The sequence below is a fragment of the Pseudonocardia sp. EV170527-09 genome (assembly GCF_008369905.1).
Taxonomy (GTDB): domain Bacteria; phylum Actinomycetota; class Actinomycetes; order Mycobacteriales; family Pseudonocardiaceae; genus Pseudonocardia.
Map to the genome: position 1 here is coordinate 1 of NZ_VRMC01000111.1, position 16,987 is coordinate 16,987.

Below are 16,987 nucleotides of genomic sequence, written 5' to 3' on the forward strand. Positions count from 1 at the left end.
GTCGGCCATCCCCGCCGGCCCCTCGGCCCGGTAGCGGTCGGACCACTTCTTGGCGGTCCGCGCGGAGACCATGAACATTGTCGCGGCCGCGGTGTGGGTCCAGCCGTGCTCGACGACGAGTTGAGCGAGCCGCAGCCGGGCGCGCGGGGTCAGAGCGGCGTTAGCGTGGGACACGAAGGCCTCCGGTGGGTGAAGCGGTTCCTAGACAGCTCCACTTCACAACCGGAGGCCTTCGTCTGTCAGCCAGACTCACCGCCCCCGGACGGGACAACCTCCCTGGACATCACAACTAGGGTCACCACCGCCATGTGCTGATCCTGCCCTGCGCGGGTCACGACGAGGAGGCCGCCATCAGTCTGGACCCACCCGTCGGACCGTACGACCACGTCCTGGGCCCACCCGAGGCCGAGCTGACGCTGGTGGAGTACGGCGACTTCGAGTGCCCGTACTGCCGGGACGCGGCGCCGGTCCTGGAGCAGGTCCGCGCCCGTTTCGGGGACCGGCTGCGGTTCGTGTTCCGGCACTTCCCGCTGCACGAGGTGCATCCGCACGCCATCGCGGCGGCGCTCGCCGCGGAGATGGCCGGCTTCGAGGGCCGGTTCTGGGAGATGCACGACACGCTGTTCGCCCCCGGCCCGCCCCGGCTGCGCCAGGACGACCTGCGGGAACACGCCGTCGCCGCGGGGGTGCGTCCGGACCGGGTCGTCTGGCCGGCGACGCAGCTGGCGGAGGACCGGGTGGAGGCCGGGTTCAACGCGGCCGTGCGCTCCGGGGTCCGCGGCACGCCGACACTGTTCGTGAACGGCGAGCGCTACCGCGGCCAGGTCGGCGTCGCGGAGCTCTCCGCCGCGCTGGACCCCGCGCTCACCTCGTAGCGGACGGACCGGTCGGCGTCACCGGGCAGCCGGCGCGCCGGACCGGATCACCTCTCCTCGGCAGACGCTTGACCTACAAGATGTAACCTTGACGAATGGGAGCTGGAGACGATCGACGGGGCGAGCCTCACCCCCAGGACGTCCGGGGCTTCCGCCACGGCCGGGTCCCTCGTGCGGTACGCGCGCAACAGATCCTGGACTGCGCGGAGGCGCTGTTCGTCGAACACGGACTGGAAGGTGTGTCGGTCGAGGACATCTGCCGGGCGGCCGAGGTGAGCCGGCCGGTCTTCTACGACCACTTCGGCTCACGGACCGGTGCCTACCTCGCCTGCGTACGCCGCATCCGGCAGGAGTTCCAAGAGGCGCTGCTCGGACTCATGCACGGGACGGAGTCCGCCGACCTGTCGACCGTGTTCCGGATCGCGGGCGAGGCGTTCTTCACCCTCATCGAGCAGGCCCCGTGTCGCTGGGCGATGCTCTACCCCGCCATGGGCATGTCCGGGGAGTCGAACGACCAGATGGACTCCCTGCGCGAGGAGACCGTGCAGACCATCGTGCTGCTCATCCGGACACGCCTCCCGGAGATCAGCACGACCGACGCCGTGGTGGCCGCGCAGATGATCTCCGGCGGCGGCGAGCAGCTGGGCCGCTGGTGGCTCCGACACGGTGACCGAGCCACCCGCGACGAGGTCATCGACGCCTACCAGCGCTACGCCACCGCCGCACTGCTCGGGATGTGACGCACCGGCACCCGTCCCGGCCGTCACCGCGAGTCGTCCCTTCCCGGCCGCACCGGCACTGTGTAACCCGCGGGACGTAACCGGCGGGACGCGGACGTGCACGGCGTCCCGACGCTGCCCCGCCGCAGGGTGGTGGGACGGGCCTTCTCAGATTCCGAGTGTGTCGTGCAGGTCCGCAGTGACGACCCGGTGCGGGTCGAACGCCGCGAAGGCATCGCGCGCGGCGGCCCATCCCGGGAAGACCTGCGGCATCGAACCGATGACCTGGGAGTCGGTCCACGGGCCGCTCGCGGTCGTCGCCCACCGCTTGGCCCACTCCGGCCGCACGGTGGCGTACCCGCGGAACGCCGACCGCACGAACGCCTCCATCTCGGCGAAGAACTCGTACTCGTGCGGCGTACCGGGCAGGCCGAGGGCGTCGAGCCAGACGACGGGGTCGCGGTCGGGGTGGCCGGGCACCGGCTGCGATGCCGACAACGCCGGGACCACCGCCCCCGGGACCGCGCAGTCGGCCGGGTCGTCGACACCGGTCACCCGGATCTCCACGCAGGAGTTGAGCGGATAGCGCCCCTGCGCGGCGTACCGGGCCAGGGCCCCGGTGATGAACGAGCTGAACTCGTGCACGACCCGCTGTGCGTCGGCCCGCGCGACGACGACGGCGTGGCTGCCGGCGCTGACCCGCAGCGTCGTCGGCTTCACGAAGTGGATGAAGTCCTTCGCCGGCCCCCACATGTCGCGGGCGCCGACGGCGGTCAGTCCGGCGACGGTGGCGCCGTACACGGTCTTGCCGAACAGCGGCGCCACCTCCGGGTGACCGGACACGAGCACCGACAGCGGCTCCTCGACGACCGCGGGGAGGTTGTCGGCGAAGGGGTAGTTGTACGGGCCGAGCGTGGGCCGCGACAGCAGCGGCCGCCGCGGGGTGACCGTCCACTCCTGGATCCACGGGTGGTCGGAGAAGGTGTACCAGATGGCGCCGACCCGCCCGGACCGGTCGAGCATCGACGACATCGACCGGGCGGTGGTGCGCCCCGGGGCCGCGAAGAACTCGGTGGCCGGGATGTCGGTGTGGTTCCGGCAGCGCAGGTCGTAGGCGGGCTGCACCCGCAGCCGGACCTCGGTGAGCACGATGCGCCCCAGCCCGGTGAGCAACGCGGCACAACCGGGGTCCGAGCGGTCGAAGGTCCGCTCGGCGAAGCCGCCCCGCGCCGCGTCCCAGACCACGGCGGTCACAGCGGTCACGAGGTTGGACACGGAACCGAAGCTCTGCCCACGCACCCGTCGCTCACCGGCCGCGGGCACCGAGGACCCGTGTCCCCCGACGGCCAGCACGCCGGCGACCGTCACGTCGCCCGGAGCGGGGGCATTCGTGATCGACGCACCGTTGCGGTGCAGGAACGAGAGCAACCGGTCCATCCGGGCGCCAGCCTGGACCCGCACCTCGTCCGGGGCGGTCATCGTCATGCCGGTCAGCCCCTGGGTGAGGTCGGCGACGAGGATCTTCGTCCCCTCGTTCTGCCCCCGTGACACGACCAACGGGGACCAGTTGTGGCGGTAGCCGCGCGGCCGCACCCGGTACCCGGAACGGTGCGCCCAGTCGAGCACCGCGACCACGTCGGCCGGCGTACGCGGAACGCAGGTCCACAACGGATCGGTCGTGATCACCCCGTCCCAGTTCTCGAAGACCTCCCGGTGCACCGGGACGCCGGCGGGGAAGTCGGGCAGGGACGTACCCATCTGGGCGGGCGTCCGGACACCGACGAGGACCGCCGTTCCGGCCAGTGCCGCACCACGCAGGACCGCGCGGCGTGTCAGTTCTCGCATGTTCGCTCTCCTCGATGTCGCGGCCGGCCGACCACTCGGCCCCGCCCGCGGCGGGCGGGGCCGGGTGGCGATCGATCGGGTCAGCTCACTGGCGGGTCGACGCGCACAGCGCGGCGACGTCCGCCACCGTCGCCGGGACGTGGAAGAGGGTGTCGTTGACGGCGTAGATCGGGTACTGGAGCAGCGAGGTCTCCGCCTGGCCGAGGATCGTGCCGGGGTTGCCGCTCTGCAGGGCTGCCAGGTTCGCCGCGAGCTGGGCCTGGCCGTCGCGACCGTGGTCGGCGAAGTTCTTGTCCAGCCAGTCCAGGGTCGCGAACGGCCCCTGGCACAGGGGCGCACGCTGCAGCGAGGCGTCGTGCGAAGGGCTCCACACACCGTCACCCACAGGCTCGTCCGCCATCGCCGTGCCGGTGAACAGCAGACCGGCGACCACCACGCCGCCCATCAGTGCCGCAGTCCTCTTGAACCAGTTCGCATTCATGGCATTTCCTCTCGTGAACTTCCGTGGAGATTTCACAGTAACCGACGCTACCGATATCTCCTACTGTCACGGACCTCACATGCTCCGGCGCCCTTGAACCCCCTGCACGCAGGCCTTTTAGTACAAGGACCGAGCTCGACGACGCTCAGTAGGCAGTCGGTCACCATTCGACAGGCGATTCCCGCCTCGCCAGATCTCCGGTTTCATCTAGAGATAGCGCTTGTTACTGTTGATTCTCCGCTGACACGCGTCCCCGCCCGATCCGAGGAGCCCACGTGAGTTCCCAGCACCCGCTCGTCGTGGCCACGGCGCCCGACCAGGCCGCTCCACCGGTCCCCCGGCCCCGAGAGACCCTTCTCCGTCGGCTCCCCGGTCCCACGCCCCCGGTCACGCCCGTCTCCCGTCCGCACCGCCCGATCCGGCGGGCCTCCAGGGCGTCGCGCACCGCGGCCGCGGACCTGGCGACGATCCTGCTGACGGTGACCGGGGCGGTGGCGTCGGGGATCGGCGGGGCCCAGCCGGCCGACCGGCTCGCCGGCGCCGTCACCACCGCGGTGGCGCTCGTCGGCGCGCTGGCGCTGGTCCGCTCCTGGTCGCCGGAGGTCGTCGGCAGGAGGGCCGAGGAGTTCCGACGGCTCGGGCAGGCGGTGCTGGTCGCCGGCGGCGTGCTGGCGGCCGGTGGACTCGCCGCGAGCGGGGTCGCACCGACCGCGGACCCTGCGCGCACCTGGGCCCTGGTCGTCGTCCCGGCGACGGGGGTCCTGCTGGGGGCCGTCCGGCTGGTGCGCGACCGGTTCCTCCGGCGACGCCGACGCCGGGGAGTCGGACTCACCCCGGTTCTCGCGGTCGGCCCGGCCGATGCCGTCGCCGACCTCGTCCGACGGGCCCGCACCGACCGCGGTTCCGGCTGGGAGGTGACCGGTGTCTGTACGCCCACCGCCACCGGGACGGGACCTGCCGCGGTCGAGGACGTCCCCGTGCTCGGCGAGCAGGACGACGCGGCGTCTGTCGCCCTGCGCCACGGACACCACGTCGTCGTCGTGTGCCGTTCGGCCGGCGCCGGCCCCGCCGAGCTCCGCCGCCTGGCCTGGTCGCTGGAGGACACCCCCGTGGAGCTGGTCGTCGATGCCGGGCTCGTCGACGTGACCGCCCGGCGGGCGTCCCTGACCGACCTCGACGGCCTCCCGCTGCTGCGCCTGCCCCGGCTGCGACTCGACGGGGCCGCGCGGACGCTCAAGCACACGTTCGACCGGGTGGCCGCGCTGTCGATCCTGCTCCTCACCGCCCCGTTGCTGCTGGTCGTCGCGCTGGCCGTGCGCTGCGGCGACGGCGGCCCTGTCTTCTTCCGCCAGGAACGGATCGGCGTTCGGGGCAGGCCCTTCGACATGGTGAAGTTCCGCACGATGGTGCCCGACGCCCCGCAGCTGCGTGCCGGGCTGCACGCGGTGGGCGAGGGAGCGGGCCCGCTGTTCAAGATGCGGCGCGACCCACGTGTGACCCGGGTCGGGGCGGTCCTGCGTCGGTACTCGCTCGACGAACTGCCGCAGCTGTTCAACGTCGTCGGCGGATCGATGAGCCTGGTCGGCCCTCGTCCGCCGCTGCCGGGCGAGGTGGCGACCTACTGCGACCGCGCCCGCCGCCGGCTGCTCGTGCGACCAGGGATGACCGGGCTCTGGCAGGTCAGCGGCCGCAGCACCCTGAGCTGGGAGGAGTCGCTGACACTCGATCTGCGCTACGTGGAGACCTGGTCGCTGTCGCTGGACCTGATCATCCTGGTGCGCACCGTGCGCGCGGTGCTGCGGGGAGACGGGGCGTGGTGAGCCGCACCCGCCGGCTCGCGGACATGCTGCGCGCCGAGCGACGACGGCTGGCGGACGACCTGCACCGGTCGCGGAGCGGGCTCGGGGAGAGCGGCGCACCGCGCGCGGTCGCCGGGTTCGTCGTGGCCAAGACCGTGGCCCTCGGACACCGGTGCCTGCGCCGCGCCGCGGAGACCGTGGTCGACCGTCGGTACGGCATCCGGACCGCCGGGATGCTCCGGCCGGACTCCCCGGGCGACACTCCCGACCCGCACGCCGCCTACGCCTACCAGCCGGTGGGGCTGCGGCGCTTCCGCGCGGTGGTGAGGGCCTGTGCGACGACACCCTCGGCCACGACCTTCCTGGACCTGGGATGCGGACGGGGCCGGGCCCTGGCGCTCGCCCGGGAGCACGGCTTCGCCCGGGTCGTCGGGGTGGAGCTCGATCCCGGGTTGGCCCGCACCGCGCGTGCCAACCTGGCCGCGGGCGGCTCCACCGCGGTGGTGGTCCACACCGGCGACGCCGCGACGACCGCCGTCCCCGCGGGCCCGCTGCTGGTGTTCCTGTTCAATCCCTTCGGCCCCGCCGTGCTGCGACGCGTGCTGGACCGCGTGGCCGAGCAGGCGAGCGGCCCGGTGACCGTCGGCTACGTCAACCCGGTGCACCGCGCCGTGCTCGACGACGACCCGCGCTGGGAGCGCACGGTCACCGCACGCTGGTGGTCGGTGCACCGGCTGCGTCGACCGCCCGGGCCCCACCCGGACGACACCGGGTCGTCCTGAGCTCCGGGGTCCTTCCTGAGATCCGGGGTCATCCCGAACGCAGCATCCGCAGCCCGGGCAGGGCCCGCTCGGCCACGGTGACCGGGTGCGACATGCCGCCGAACTGCCGTTTGAAGCGGTCGATGCCCTCGTCCGGCACGCCCAGCAGGTCCAGCGTGTGCGCCCCCCGCCCGCACGCCCAGGCGATCGCGTCCCAGTACAGGAGCACCCCGGCCGGTGAGTCGCGGTGCTCGGGCAGGACCCCGCCCGCCCAGGTCACCGCGTACCCGTCGAGGCAGACGGTGGCCAGCACGGCGTGCACCCGGCCGTCGACGTCGCGGGCCTCGGACAGGTGCACCGCCGCCGGGCCTGCCGTCAGGTCGTCATAGCGGGGTGGGAAGACGCCACGCAGCCCGTCGCGACGACCGCGGGAGGCGAACGCCGCCCGCACGGCACGTCCGAGCGAGCCGGTGTCGCGGACCGGGTGCACCTCGATGCCCCGTGCCCGCGCCCGTCGGACCTTCTTGCGGCACTGCGCACTCGTCCGGGCCCAGAGCGCGTCGACCCCGACACCGAGGTCCAGCAGGTAGGTGCGCTCGTGGGACACGGTGTACCCGCACGCACGGAGCACCTCCTCCGACGGGCGATCCACCGGGGAGAACCCGTAGCGCTGCACCCCGACCCCGTGCCGGAACGACCAGCGGTTGGCGAGCTCCAGGCCTTCCGCGAGGTCCGCGGCCGGGAGCACCGGTCCGGCGTAGGGCGTCGGGGACCAGCTGACCAGGCCCAGCGGGCCGATCCGCCGGCACAGCAGGGGCAGGATGCCGAGGGGCTCGCCGGACCGCTCGACGACCATCGGGTGCAGCGTGGTCGCCGTCATCGCCGCGGCCGAACGGAGCCAGGTCAGGTCGTGGAAGGGGATCGGGGTGCGCCCCGAGGCGGCCCGTGCGGCATCCCACCGGGCGGGATCGGTGCACGGTCGCAGACGCGTGGTCACCCCGCTACCCGGCGGAAGGTCAGGTCGGCCTGGAGCTGCTCGCCGTCCGCCCCGGTGCTGATGCCCGCGACGTGGACCAGCCGGAACCCCCGGCCGGCCAGATGGGCGACGACGTCGCCCGCGAGCGGCTGGCCCACGTAGAGCTCGACGAACGAGCACTCGCAGAGGATCTCCTGCACCGAGTCGAGCACCCGGGTGGCGCCGCGCAGCACCTCCAGCTCGTAGCCCTGCACGTCGATCTTCAGCAGGGCGGGCTGCGCGATGTCGGCGTCGAGGTGCTCGTCCAGGGTGGTGACCGGCACCTCCCGCACCGCGGCCTCTGCGGTGCCCTGGAACTCGCGGGCCTGCCGGCCGATCGGCAGCAACGAGGAGGAGTCGTCGGCGGCCGAGACGTGCAGCGTGCACCGGCCGGGCCGGGCTCCCACGGCGGCGACGTGCACCTCCACGGGGCCGTCCACCACTGCGCGGATCCGCCCCGCCGCCTCGGCGAGGGGCTCGAAGCACACGATCCGGGCGTCGGGGTGGCGGTCGCGGATCCAGGAGGCGAACTGTCCTCGCGAGGCCCCGACGTCGACGACGGTGGCGAACGGGCCGCCGAGACCGGAGTCCTGGTGGTCGGTGGCGGCCAGCACACCCTGGCGGAGCGCGGCGCGCAGCCGGGGACGCCGGGCCGCCCGGACGAGCTTGCGCACCCGCAGGCGGGTCCTGCCCAGCGTCGTGTGGAGGCGGGTGCGTCGGGTTCCCGGCGTGCGCGGGAGTGTGGTCACGTGCAGAGTCATTCCGGGTGCTCCCCGAGGGTGTCGACGGTTCCGGCGAGGACGGCACGGCGGACCCGGGCGTCGCGCCGGGCGACACGGTCGGGCAGGTAGCGGGAAGCGGCGGGGCCGGCGGCCGCGGCCAGCGTGGCCCGCCGGGCGGGATCGGCCAGCAACGCGGCGATCTCGCAGGACAGCGCCGCGCTGTCACCGGCCGGCACCACGACGGCGACCCCGGCGGCGGCGAGGTCGTCGCCGACGTAGACCTCGTCGGAGACGAGCACGGGCAGCCCGGCCTGCACCGCCTCCACCGGGGCGATGCCGAAGTTCTCGTTGTCGGAGTGCAGGACGAACAGGTCCGCCGCGGCCAGGGCGTCACGTTTGCGCTGCCCCCCGAGGTACCCGACCAGGTGCACCGCCGACGGGTGGTCCAGGCCGGCGACCCGCGAGCGCAGCTCTGTGGCGAACGCCGGGTCGCCGGATCCGGCCACGACCAGCACCGCGCGCGGATCCTCGGCCCGGACCCTGTCCACGGCCTCGACCAGCCGGATCAGTCCCTTCTTGCGGTCGAGCCGGCCGAGGAAGAGCACGATCCGTGCCTGTGCGGTCAGCCCGAGCGAGGCCCGGAACCCGGCTCCGTCTCCGGGGCTCGACGGGGCGTCCACCGGCAGTGCGGTCACCACGGTGCAGGGCGCGGCGCCCAGGCCCGCCAGATTGGCCGACTCGCGCTGCGCGGTCAGCCAGACCGCCGCACAGTCCTCCAACAGCCGGCGCAGCGCGGGACGCAGCAACCGCTTGAGCCACGGGTGGTTGTGGGCCATGTCGTAGGGCTCCAACGAGCCGTGCGGCCGGATCACCAGGGGCACACCGGACCGGCGAGCGGCCCACCAGCAGGCGAGCGCGGGGAACGAGAACACCTCGTGCACCTCGAGCAGGTCGTAACGGTGCGCGTGCCGGCGCAGCCACCCCACCAACGACCAGGACAGCGCCCAGCAGCCGGGCCACGACCGCGGGCACGCCACCAGGTCCACGTCGCCCAGCTCCTCGGGGCCGGGCAGCTCCTCGGGCGAGCCGACCGTGGTCAGCAGGGTCGCCCGGTCGCCGGCGGCCCGGGTGGTGCGGGCCACCGCCACCGCCGCGGCCGCCGATCCGCCCTGCTCGGCGCCGATGCGCCCCAGCACGTGCAGCACCCGCAGCGGCCCCCTCGGCCCGGGAGCGGTCCCTGCGGACCCGACTGCCGGCTCGGGACGCACCCGGACCCGGTGGAGGCGGAACCCCACCATCCGCTGGAAGTGACGCAGCCCGTTCGGGAGCCCGACCGGTGACCGGTTGTCGACCAGGTAGCGGACACCACGTTCCACCAGCTCGCACTGCAGACGGTGGACGGCGAGGTAGCGCGCGCCCGACCGGTCCGGGCCGGGGGCCAGGGTCCGGAAGTAGCGCACGCACCCCCACCCGCCGTCCACCGGCGCGACGGACAGCAGCAACGGCAGGCCCTCCGCGGAGTAGACCGCCAGCCACAGGTCGAAGCGCACGAGGTCGCCGTTGTCCGCGTCGGGATTGCGGTAGGCCCCGGGCTGGGAGCGTTCCCACTCGTCGGCCAGGGCCACCAGCCGGCGCCGCTCGTCGGGATCGTCGACGGTCTCGCAACGCAACCCGGCGGCCGTCGCGTGCCGGACCTGGCGGCGCAGGGTGCGGTTGGGCCGTCCGGACCCGACGTCCTCGACCCGGTCGGGCAGGACGACGACCGCACGATGCTCCCAACGCCCGAACCGGACACGTCCCTCGCGGAAGACCGCACGCAGTGCCCGGCCGTCCGGGCCGGCGGAGAAGCGGGCTTCCAGCACGGGCAACGCCGCGATCGCGCGCACCGCCCGCAGGACGTCCCCGGGGTTGTGCAGCAGATGCCCCAGTGGCGACCCCCCGGACGCCACGTGCTCCTGCAGCCGACCGTAGATCTCGGAGAGCTCCGGCTCGGACACCCCGCTCATCGGGCGATCTCCTCCTCGGCCACGAGGAACCCCGTGTCCGGGGCGAGGGTGCCCAGCACCCTCGCGGGGACACCGCCGTAGAGGTGGTGGCTCCCGGGCAGTGGGCGGACCACGACCGCACCGGCCGCGACGAGGCTGTGCGCCGCGACCTCCGCCCCCGGCAACACCGTGACCCGTGCCGCGAGGACGGTGCGCTCCCCCACCACGATCGGCTGCGCGGTCTGGCTGTGGGTCGCCGGGTCGAACGAGTGGGTCATCAGCAGCGACTGGTAGCCGGCGACCGTCGCCCGCTCCCGGAGCTCGATCCGGGCCGTGCAGTCCAGCAGGTGCAGCACCATGATGCGGGCGCACGGTCCGAGGACCAGCTCCGGTGACCGGTCGACCCCCTGGAGGAAGCCGCGGTCCCGCCGGACGGCGTTGACCCAGTTCAGGTGGGCCAGGACCGCCGACCTTCCGAGGGTGACCCGGTCCAGACCCCGGACGACGTTCAGATGACCGATCTCGGCCCCGGGCCCGAGTTCCAGGTGACCGACGTCCACCAGGGAGAAGCCGACCCTGGCCGTGGGATGGATGCTGTGGCCCAGTACGTGCACCAGGATCGGACGACGCACCGCCCACGGCAGGGCGGCCGCGAGCAGCGCGCACACGGTACGCAGGCGCCGGGACCGGACTCCGAACGGCATCGTGACTCCCTGTTCGAACAACGAGACTATGAGTAACAGTTATTACTGCTTCTAAAGATAATGCCCGTTCTCGACCACATCAGCAAGCATGAGCGACAACCCGAACCCTTCCGGAGACACCCGGAAAGGAAACGTAAACATCGCGCAGCAACTGTGTCGACCGCCACTTCACTGTTAACGTAGCGACAGTTACCGTCGACAAGGACATCAAGGGATCAGTCCTCCTCGCAGGGCAAACGCCCCCACCCCACCCGAACGACCCGTAAGCAGGAGGCCCATATGAAGCGCCTTGACATCCTGATAGTGGGCCTCAACTACTCTCCGGAACCGACCGGAATCGCTCCGTACACGACAGGTATGACGCACGCCTTCGCAGAAGTCGGACACCAGATAACTGTAGTTACTGGGTTTCCACACTACCCCCGGTGGCGAAGCGAGGACGGCTGTCGGGTCCGCCGTCAGGAGTGGGACGGGCCGGTGCGGATCACCCGGGTACCTCACCCGGTCCCCCGCGACGGCGGCCCGATGGGCCGCATCGCGATGGAAGCCGTGTTCGCCACAGCCGCGGCGAGGGTCGTTCCCGATCCGCCCGACGTCGTGGTCGCGGTGAGCCCCGCCCTGCTCGGCGTGGCCGCCGCGCAGGTGCAGCGCCGCCGCGGCCGCCGGGCCGGACGGACGACGGCGCTCGGGGTCGTCGTCCAGGACCTCTACGGCGCGGGTGCCCACGAGCTCGGCGGGGCGCGCGGCCTCCTGAGCGGCATCGGCCCACGGGCCCGACACGTACTGGCCGACCTGGTCACCCGCACCGAGACCGCGCTGCTGCGGCGCGCCGACGGGATCCTCACGGTGCACGAGGTGCTGCGCGACCGGCTCGTCGCCCAGGGGATCCCCGGTGCGGACGTCGACGTGGTGCACAACTGGACCCACGTCGCGGCCCCGGTCCGCGACCGCGACGCCGTCCGCTCCCGGCTGGGGCTGCGGCCCGACCGGCACGTCGTGATGCACGCCGGGAACATGGGAGCCAAGCAAGGGCTCGACGGGGTCGTCGAGGCGGCCCGGCTCGCCGAGGGCTGGGACGTGCCGGTCGAGTTCGTCCTGGTCGGCGACGGCAACCAGCGGGACCGGATCGCCCGGGCCGCCGAGGGATGCTCCCGGATACGGCTGCTGCCCCCGGTCCCCGAGGACGACTTTCCCGACGTGCTCGCCGCCGCCGACGTGCTGCTGCTCCACGAGCGCCCCGGTCTGCGCGAGACCTGCGCCCCCAGCAAGCTGACCTCCTACTTCGCCGCCGGCCGGCCGATCGTGGCCGCCACCGACGCGCGCAGCCCCGCCGCGGCCGATCTACGTACCGCGGGGGCCGGCGTCGTCGTCGGGCCGGGTGACCCCGGCGCGCTGCTCAGCGCGATCGAACGGCTGATCGGCCAGGACACCACCGAGCTGGGCCACCGCGGCCGGGACCACGCCCGCGAACGCTGCTCGGCCGCGCAGGCCCACGCGGGATACCTCGGCTGGCTCGACCGCCTGTACCGGAGCGGGGTCGCATGATGCCCGAGACCCTGCGCACGGCCCGGCCCGTCGGACTCGGGCACCATCTCCCCACCGTCCTGGGCATCAGCTCCCAGCTCGTCAACGCCGGGACCAACGTCGCCACCGTCTACCTGGCGTCGCTGTTCCTCGCCCCCGACGCCTTCGGCACCTTCGCCGTCGGGTTCGCCGGGGTGACCGTCGTGCTCGCCTGTGCCCGCGGGCTCATCGGCTCCTCCCTGCTCGTCCACCTGCCCGCCGTCGAACCGCACCGCAGGGCGCCACTGGCCCGCTCCGCCCTGGGACTGGCGTGGTGGGGCACCCTTCCCGCGGTGGCGGCCCTGCTCGTGCTGGCCGCGGTGATCGACGGCACGCTGGTGTGGCTGCTGCCCGGTGTGGTGTTCAGCCTCGTCCAGGACGTCGGCCGCTCCACCTTCCTGGCCGGGGGACGACCCGGCGCCGCGCTGACACTCGACTCGGTGTGGGCCGTGGTCCAGGGCGCCACCCTGGTGCTGGGGCACTGGGCGCTCGGGCAGCTCCCGGCCGGACCGGTCGGCCTCCCACTGCTGGCGCTCTCCTGGGGTGCGGGCGCGCTGGCCGGCGTGCTGGCGCTGCTCTGCCTGGCCGGCGCAGACGGCCTGCCGTCGCCCCCCGGCCCTTGGCTGCGAGCCAGTGGGGACATCGCCGGCTGGTTCACCGCGGTGGCGGTCGTCGCCCAGGTCGAGCTGTTCCTGGTGCTCGCGACGGTGGGGCTGGTCCTCGGTCCCGCCGACGCGGGCGGGCTGCGTGCCGTCCAGCTGCTCGTCTCCCAGCCCGCCACCGTCGTGCTCGGGGCCATGCTGGTCCTGGCGACCCCGACGGTGGCCACGGCCGCACAGGGCCCCGGCGGTACGTCCCTGCGCACGGTCCACCGGCAGGTGGTCCGCCAGGTGGCCCCGGTCGTCGTCGGCGTCGCCGTGGTCGCGGCGCTGGCCGGCCCGTTGATGCAGCTGCTGTTCCCGCGGTGGTCCGGCTACGCACCGCTCGCCCTGCCGGTCGCTCTGCAGACCGGGCTGCTCGCGTGGTGCATGCCCGCGATGGCCCTGCTGAACGGCACGCGGCGCGGGCGGGTCTCGCTCGCGCTGCACCTGTGCCGCAGCACCGTCGTGGTGGCCGGGACCGCGCTGGGCGGTGTGCTCGGCGGCGCAGCGGGGGCCGCGTGGGCGCTGGCCGCCGTCGCCGTCGTCGTCCTGCTCGGGACCGCCGCGGTCGTCCGCCGGGAGCTGCGCAGGACACCGGGCGGTGACCGATGACCGGCCCGAGGCTCTCCCTCGTCGGCCGGTCCAGGGTCCGTGCCCGCCGGCTGCTCGCCCGACTGCTCCGTGCGGTGCCCGGCCGCACCGTCGACTGGGTGCACCGACACTGGATCACCGACGACGGCAGGACCGACCCCCGTTGGGCACCGGTGGCCCGGCTGCTGTTCCACCGGCCGCTGCACCAGACCGTCGTCACGGTCCCCGGCAGCGGCGGCATCCGCCTGCACGTCGTCGGGGCACGGCTCGAACGAACGCTGTACTGGTTCGGGGAGCAGGGCTACGAGCCCGGGGAGGCCGCCTGGTGGCGGCTGCTGTGCAGCCGGGCGACCGCGGTCCTCGAGATCGGCTCCAACATCGGCTGGTACACCACGGTCGGCGCCGCGGCGGCCCCGGTGGGGGGCTATCTCGCGGTCGAGGCCAACCCCGAGGCCGCCCGCGCCACCCGTCGCAACCTCGAGCTCAACGGGCTCGGCCACGGTGCGGTACTGACCGCGGCCGCGGTGGGACAGGGCGCTCCCTCGTCGCTGTACCTGGCGCTGCCCGACCAGGAGTCGTTCTCCGCGGCACCGACCGGGTCGTACCTGCGCGGGCACACCGAAGGGACCGCCGACCGCGCCGCACGGCGCTCACTCACCGTCCCGACCCTGTCCGCCCGGCATCTCATCACCGGCCGTGACCTGGTCAAGCTCGACGTGGAGGGGGCGGAGGCCGGGATCCTGGAGTCGGCCCTGGACATCATCCTGCGCGACCGGCCGATCCTGCTGGTGGAGCGGATGCCCCACACACCGCGGCTGGACCGGGTGCTCGAACAGCTCGTGGGCGGCGGGTACCTCGTGCTGCGGCTCGGGACGCAGCTGCATCCCGCCGGCCCCCGCCCGCCGGTCGACGAGCACTACGACGTGCTGCTCGTCCTCGCCGAGCGCGGTGCGGTCCCGGTGCACCTGGGGGACCTCCGATGACCGGCCCGGACCCGCGGACGGGTACCGCCGCCGCACGCGTCGGAGAGCTGCTGCTGGCCGCGGCGGTGCTCAGCGCACCGTGGAACGCCCTGGGCTGGAGCCCGTTCAAGCCGGCCCCGCTCCTGCTGGCCGCGGCCTGCCTGGCGCTGGCCGTCGATGCGTGCCTGCGATGCCGGCCACTGGTGGTACCGGCCTGGGTGTGGCCGCTGAGCGCAGCGATCGCGCTCGCGACGGTCACCTCGGTCCTGTTCCACCCCACCGGGGCCTACCTGGCCGGACGCTATCTCCCCGACCACGTGCCTTCCGCCGAGGAGCTCGGTGCCGCACCGGTGCTGGGCCTGGTGGCGGGCCTGCAGTGGCTGGTCGCCGCGTTCGCCCTGCCCGTGGCCGTCTGCGTGGCAGCACCGGGGCGGCCGCAGCTGATCGGGCGCCTGTGCGCTGCCTGGCTGCTCGGGGCCTCGGTGAACGCGTTGGTCGCGGTCGGCGACGCCACCGGGCTGACCTCGATATCGGCGAACCTGATCGACGCCGTCGACGTCGGGGGCAGGCAGACCGGGCTCTCGGTCCAGCCCAACCACCTGGCCGTCGCCTCGGCCCTCGCCCTGCCCCTGGCGGTGCACCGGACACTGCACGGTCGGCACCGCGGCGCCGCGCTGCTGTGCATCGCCGCCCTCGTCGGCGGCCTGGTCGTCGCGCAGTCCCGCGGCGGGACCGTGCTGGCCGTCCTGGGGACGCTGGCGGTCCTGGTCACCGACCGGTGGGCACGCGTGCGTCTGCTCGGACCGGGGCTCCTGGTCGCGGCGGCCGGACTCGTCACCGTGCTCGTCGCGGGCGACCGGCTGCCCACGGTGGCGTCGCAGCTGCGCATCACCGGTTCGGCCTCGGCGGAGGCCAGCGACTCGATCCGGGCCTCGATCCTGCAGCAGGCCGTCGACGACGCCCGGCACAGCCCGGTCACCGGGGTCGGGCTGGCCGTCCTGCCCCAGGGCCACTCCATCTGGGTGCAGCTCGTCGCCGCCGGAGGGGTGCTGCTGCTGGTCGGTTTCGTCCTGTCCGCCGCCGGGATGCTCGCCGACGCCCACGCCCTGCGCGGCCGGTACGACGGCCTGTCGCTCGCCCTCGGGGTGAGCGTCGCAGCCTGGCTCGTCGGAGGCCTGGTCGAGAACCAGCTCGCCGACCTCTACCTCTACACCGCCCCCGCTCTCCTGGCGGGGCTCCACGCGTCCTCCGCGACGCCCGTCCCCTCCGGGAAGGCCCTCGTATGACCTCCGCGTCCCTGCTGCACGTCCTGTCCGCCCACCGCCGTCTGCTGCTCGCCGGAGCGCTCCTCGGCGTCCTGCTGGCGGTGCTGGCGGCCCTGTTCGTCCCGCCCACCTACGACTCGACGACCAGCATCTACGTCACCGCACGCTCCTCCTCCGGCGACGATCCGACGTCGGCCTACCAGGGCACCCTGCTCTCCCAGGACCGCATCGCCTCCTACCGGGCTCTCGCGACCTCTCACCGGGTGCTCGTGCCGGTGGGTGAGCAGCAGGGCCGGGCCGAACCCGCCGAGGACCTGGCGGGCCGGATCTCCGTCACCGCGGCGCCGGAGTCGACCGTGCTGTCGCTGACCGTGTCCGGCCCGGACCCGGTACAGGACGCGGAGACGGCGAACGCGGTCGCCCGCCGGTTGGTCGCCGTCGTCGGGGAGCTGGAACGGTCCGCCCGCTCCGGCGTGCAGCTGGAGACCGTCGACCCGGCGCGCCCGGCCGTCCGGCCCTCGTCACCGGGGCTCGCGACGACGGCGCCGGTCGCCGCCGTCGCGGGGCTGATCGTCGCGGCGGGGGTGGCCCTGGTCCGGCACACGACCGACCGCAGGGTCGGCCACCGGTTGCCCGCCCTCAGCGGGGCACCGCTGCTCGGCAGGCTGCCGGTGCACCCCCGGCGGGCACGCGACGGGAGCCGGCTCGGCTCCCCCGAGGTCACCGACGGTGCCCGCCGCCTCCGCACCGCGGTGACCGCCCGTGGCGGCAACCGGGCGGTGCTGGCCGTGTCGAGCGCCGTGCGCGGAGAGGGACGCACGACCACCGCGCTGGCCCTGGCCGCGGCGTTCGCCGGCACCGAGCGGGTGGCCGTGGTCGAGGCGGACCTGCGGGCTCCCGGGGTCGCCGGGCTCCTCGGTCTGCCCCCGGACCGGGGTCTGGCCGAGGTCGTCGCGGGCCGGGCGACGCTCGGGGACGCGATGCTGTCAACGGCGGGTTGGGAGTAACCCCGTAACGACGGATTGGGACTGACCCCCTTGTCGGGTGTTCAGTCGTTGC

Annotated in this window: 16 protein-coding genes; 9 read left to right on the forward strand and 7 right to left on the reverse strand. The window is 73.9% G+C overall.

What is annotated here, in order from left to right; translation table 11 throughout:
- Positions 1-174: leucine zipper domain-containing protein (locus FVA95_RS24820; RefSeq protein WP_149662471.1), on the reverse strand; the 174-nt coding region annotated here is incomplete at its 3' end.
- Between the two features lie 134 nt (positions 175-308).
- Here FVA95_RS24820 and FVA95_RS24825 point away from each other — a divergent pair.
- On the forward strand, positions 309-875 hold the full coding sequence (locus FVA95_RS24825) for a DsbA family protein (protein ID WP_020627179.1): 567 nt from the start codon (positions 309-311) through the stop codon (positions 873-875).
- A gap of 95 nt (positions 876-970) precedes the next feature.
- Positions 971-1,615 carry a TetR/AcrR family transcriptional regulator gene (locus FVA95_RS24830; RefSeq protein WP_149666301.1) on the forward strand — a complete coding sequence of 215 codons (645 nt, stop codon included), beginning with the start codon at positions 971-973 and terminating at the stop codon, positions 1,613-1,615.
- Positions 1,616-1,762: 147 nt separating this feature from the next.
- Here FVA95_RS24830 and FVA95_RS24835 read toward each other — a convergent pair whose 3' ends face one another.
- Positions 1,763-3,439 carry a cholesterol oxidase substrate-binding domain-containing protein gene (locus FVA95_RS24835; RefSeq protein ID WP_149666302.1) on the reverse strand — a complete coding sequence of 559 codons (1,677 nt, stop codon included), beginning with the start codon at positions 3,437-3,439 and terminating at the stop codon, positions 1,763-1,765.
- 85 nt (positions 3,440-3,524) lie between these two features.
- Positions 3,525-3,920, reverse strand: a complete 396-nt coding sequence (locus FVA95_RS24840; protein ID WP_149666303.1) for a hypothetical protein — start codon at positions 3,918-3,920, stop codon at positions 3,525-3,527.
- A gap of 275 nt (positions 3,921-4,195) precedes the next feature.
- Between FVA95_RS24840 and FVA95_RS24845 the strand changes: the two genes are divergently transcribed.
- Entirely contained in the window at positions 4,196-5,740 is a 1,545-nt protein-coding gene (locus tag FVA95_RS24845) for a sugar transferase (protein WP_161992428.1), read from the forward strand.
- Positions 5,737-6,501: a class I SAM-dependent methyltransferase gene (locus tag FVA95_RS24850; protein ID WP_149666305.1), complete on the forward strand. Its 765-nt coding sequence runs from the start codon at positions 5,737-5,739 to the stop codon at positions 6,499-6,501. The genes FVA95_RS24845 and FVA95_RS24850 overlap by 4 nt, the downstream gene beginning before the upstream one ends.
- Before the next feature lie 28 nt (positions 6,502-6,529).
- On the opposite strand, the gene FVA95_RS24855 is transcribed toward FVA95_RS24850, so the two are convergent.
- The 4 genes from FVA95_RS24855 to FVA95_RS24870 are packed head-to-tail and all read right to left on the reverse strand — an operon-like array spanning position 6,530 to position 10,906.
- Complete coding sequence (locus FVA95_RS24855) at positions 6,530-7,477, reverse strand: GNAT family N-acetyltransferase (protein ID WP_149666306.1); 948 nt, start codon at positions 7,475-7,477, stop codon at positions 6,530-6,532.
- Positions 7,474-8,244, reverse strand: a complete 771-nt coding sequence (locus FVA95_RS24860) for an FkbM family methyltransferase (protein WP_161992429.1) — start codon at positions 8,242-8,244, stop codon at positions 7,474-7,476. Before FVA95_RS24860 ends, FVA95_RS24855 begins: the two co-directional genes overlap by 4 nt.
- Positions 8,245-8,252: 8 nt before the next feature.
- Complete coding sequence (locus FVA95_RS24865) at positions 8,253-10,223, reverse strand: glycosyltransferase (protein WP_149666308.1); 1,971 nt, start codon at positions 10,221-10,223, stop codon at positions 8,253-8,255.
- Positions 10,220-10,906 (reverse strand): hypothetical protein, encoded by a 687-nt coding sequence (locus FVA95_RS24870; RefSeq protein ID WP_149666309.1) that lies wholly within the window; start codon positions 10,904-10,906, stop codon positions 10,220-10,222. The genes FVA95_RS24865 and FVA95_RS24870 overlap by 4 nt, the downstream gene beginning before the upstream one ends.
- A gap of 279 nt (positions 10,907-11,185) precedes the next feature.
- Between FVA95_RS24870 and FVA95_RS24875 the strand changes: the two genes are divergently transcribed.
- Genes FVA95_RS24875 through FVA95_RS24895 form a run of 5 tightly spaced genes read left to right on the forward strand, consistent with a single transcriptional unit; the run spans position 11,186 to position 16,935 of the window.
- Positions 11,186-12,451, forward strand: a complete 1,266-nt coding sequence (locus FVA95_RS24875; RefSeq protein ID WP_149666310.1) for a glycosyltransferase family 4 protein — start codon at positions 11,186-11,188, stop codon at positions 12,449-12,451.
- Positions 12,448-13,722, forward strand: a complete 1,275-nt coding sequence (locus FVA95_RS24880; RefSeq protein WP_161992431.1) for a hypothetical protein — start codon at positions 12,448-12,450, stop codon at positions 13,720-13,722. Before FVA95_RS24875 ends, FVA95_RS24880 begins: the two co-directional genes overlap by 4 nt.
- Positions 13,719-14,684, forward strand: a complete 966-nt coding sequence (locus FVA95_RS24885; RefSeq protein ID WP_149666312.1) for an FkbM family methyltransferase — start codon at positions 13,719-13,721, stop codon at positions 14,682-14,684. The genes FVA95_RS24880 and FVA95_RS24885 overlap by 4 nt, the downstream gene beginning before the upstream one ends.
- Entirely contained in the window at positions 14,681-15,949 is a 1,269-nt protein-coding gene (locus FVA95_RS24890) for an O-antigen ligase (protein WP_149666313.1), read from the forward strand. Before FVA95_RS24885 ends, FVA95_RS24890 begins: the two co-directional genes overlap by 4 nt.
- Positions 15,946-16,935, forward strand: a complete 990-nt coding sequence (locus FVA95_RS24895; RefSeq protein ID WP_149666314.1) for a YveK family protein — start codon at positions 15,946-15,948, stop codon at positions 16,933-16,935. The genes FVA95_RS24890 and FVA95_RS24895 overlap by 4 nt, the downstream gene beginning before the upstream one ends.
- Positions 16,936-16,987: the final 52 nt, after the last annotated feature.

Coding starts and splice junctions, on each gene's coding strand:
- FVA95_RS24890 (WP_149666313.1), top strand. CDS start 14,681: ATGACCGGCCCGGACCCGCGGACGGGTACCGCCGCCGCACGCGTCGGA.
- FVA95_RS24895 (WP_149666314.1), top strand. CDS start 15,946: ATGACCTCCGCGTCCCTGCTGCACGTCCTGTCCGCCCACCGCCGTCTG.
- FVA95_RS24875 (WP_149666310.1), top strand. CDS start 11,186: ATGAAGCGCCTTGACATCCTGATAGTGGGCCTCAACTACTCTCCGGAA.
- FVA95_RS24865 (WP_149666308.1), bottom strand. CDS start 10,223: ATGAGCGGGGTGTCCGAGCCGGAGCTCTCCGAGATCTACGGTCGGCTG.
- FVA95_RS24835 (WP_149666302.1), bottom strand. CDS start 3,439: ATGCGAGAACTGACACGCCGCGCGGTCCTGCGTGGTGCGGCACTGGCC.
- FVA95_RS24830 (WP_149666301.1), top strand. CDS start 971: ATGGGAGCTGGAGACGATCGACGGGGCGAGCCTCACCCCCAGGACGTC.
- FVA95_RS24885 (WP_149666312.1), top strand. CDS start 13,719: ATGACCGGCCCGAGGCTCTCCCTCGTCGGCCGGTCCAGGGTCCGTGCC.
- FVA95_RS24840 (WP_149666303.1), bottom strand. CDS start 3,920: ATGAATGCGAACTGGTTCAAGAGGACTGCGGCACTGATGGGCGGCGTG.
- FVA95_RS24870 (WP_149666309.1), bottom strand. CDS start 10,906: ATGCCGTTCGGAGTCCGGTCCCGGCGCCTGCGTACCGTGTGCGCGCTG.
- FVA95_RS24880 (WP_161992431.1), top strand. CDS start 12,448: ATGATGCCCGAGACCCTGCGCACGGCCCGGCCCGTCGGACTCGGGCAC.